3 protein-coding genes are annotated in these 1,363 nt (G+C 64.2%); 1 reads left to right on the forward strand and 2 read right to left on the reverse strand.

The genetic code is table 11. From position 1 onward, the window contains the following. Positions 1-80: 80 nt before the first annotated feature. Both ACX80M_RS20985 and ACX80M_RS20990 read right to left on the reverse strand, forming a co-directional pair. Complete coding sequence (locus ACX80M_RS20985) at positions 81-554, reverse strand: hypothetical protein (RefSeq protein ID WP_459310397.1); 474 nt, start codon at positions 552-554, stop codon at positions 81-83. 8 nt (positions 555-562) lie between these two features. Further along, positions 563-958 carry a cupredoxin domain-containing protein gene (locus ACX80M_RS20990; RefSeq protein WP_459310398.1) on the reverse strand — a complete coding sequence of 132 codons (396 nt, stop codon included), beginning with the start codon at positions 956-958 and terminating at the stop codon, positions 563-565. A 269-nt stretch (positions 959-1,227) separates the two neighbouring features. Here ACX80M_RS20990 and ACX80M_RS20995 point away from each other — a divergent pair. Continuing rightward, a partial coding sequence (locus ACX80M_RS20995; RefSeq protein WP_459310400.1) for an alpha/beta fold hydrolase occupies positions 1,228-1,363 on the forward strand: 136 nt, incomplete at its 3' end.

Genomic DNA, 1,363 nt, shown 5'->3' on the forward strand with positions numbered 1-1,363 from the left:
GTGAGAATGTGAATTGTGTCACATATTTTCCGGCAGGCCAGCGAGGCGTGGGGTGTTCAGGAGGCCGTGATCCGGCTGGTTCAAGCAGCCGAAGCGCCGCGGCGGCGGCCCCGGGCAGCTGGCCCTGATCCCGACTGGTTCTTGTGCAGCAGGGCGTATCCGGCCACCGCCAGGGCCCCGGCAACCGCTTCGGCGACCGCCGATACAACCTTGGCCGCGTACCAAACCGGCTCATACATCGACGGCAGCGGCCCAATAGCCGGGACCTGGACATACCTGTACAGGATGACCGCGACCAGGGACGACAGGGCCACCACGGCGGCGGACGCGAAAGCGGCGCGTGAGCCCGTGACCAGCACAAACACCGCGGCCAGGACCGCTGCGCCGGCCTGGACCAGAAACAGGGTCCCTTGCCCGAGACCGCCCGGCGCTGCCTGCTGGTAGTCCGGGGCGAGCTGGACATGGATCACGGCACTGACCACCAGGCCCGCCGCGACACCGACACGCAGCACCCACAGAAACCGTGAATGCGGTTTCAGTTCCGGCCGACTCATTTCTCGGTTCATTTCACGACCAGCGTTCCGGTCATCTGCGGATGAAAGCTGCAGATGATCCCGTGCTCACCGGCCGCGTCCGGTGCCTGGAAGATCACCGTTGCGCCGCCCGGGACCTCGATGTCGAACCCGCCCTTGTCCTTGGCCGTCAGGGTATGGGGAGCGCTGTCCGCGTTCGTTACCGTCACTGTCGCCCCTGGCTTCACCGATGCCGGAACCTCATAGGCGAAGTCCTTGATCGTGATGACTGCCTCGCCGGCCTGCGCCGAAGCATTAGATGATGGGGCAGCGGAGCTGGTCGCGGGCGGCGGGGCGGAAGAGCCCCCTTCCTGAGCTGCGCAGCCGGTGATGGCCGCCAACGACACGGTTCCAGCTAGGGCCAGAATACGGTTGATCGTTCTCATGACAATCCCTTCGCAGGGATGTGTCCTCCACACGCCGGACGGCGCGCCCATCAGGAAACCACCCCACACACTCTTATTCGTCACCCCCGCCCTCACGGACTGCCCGGCTGGCATCCCGGCTGTATGTTTCCAAGGATTCGTGAGCTGAGCTCACCTGCAGTGGCGGTCATGATGCCGGCAGGAAGTTCTCCGATTAAGAAAGACAGCATGCTGATGGTCTGTGTAGGCTGGCTCCAACCGGCACGGCCCAAAACATCGAAGGGTGAGTCATGACCGAAATCACTGCACATCACGGATTGTTCAAGGACACCAACCTGCACGTGGATGACACCGGCGGCCAGGGTCGGCCGGTGGTCATGATTCACGGGTGGCCGCTGTCCGGGGAAGCGTTCCAGGCCCAGATAC

This window comes from Pseudarthrobacter sp. MDT1-22 (assembly GCF_054511035.1).

What these genes read in the sequence shown, in the direction of transcription:
- ACX80M_RS20985 (WP_459310397.1), bottom strand. Translation starts at nt 554, where the DNA reads ATGAGTCGGCCGGAACTGAAACCGCATTCACGGTTTCTGTGGGTGCTG.
- ACX80M_RS20990 (WP_459310398.1), bottom strand. Translation starts at nt 958, where the DNA reads ATGAGAACGATCAACCGTATTCTGGCCCTAGCTGGAACCGTGTCGTTG.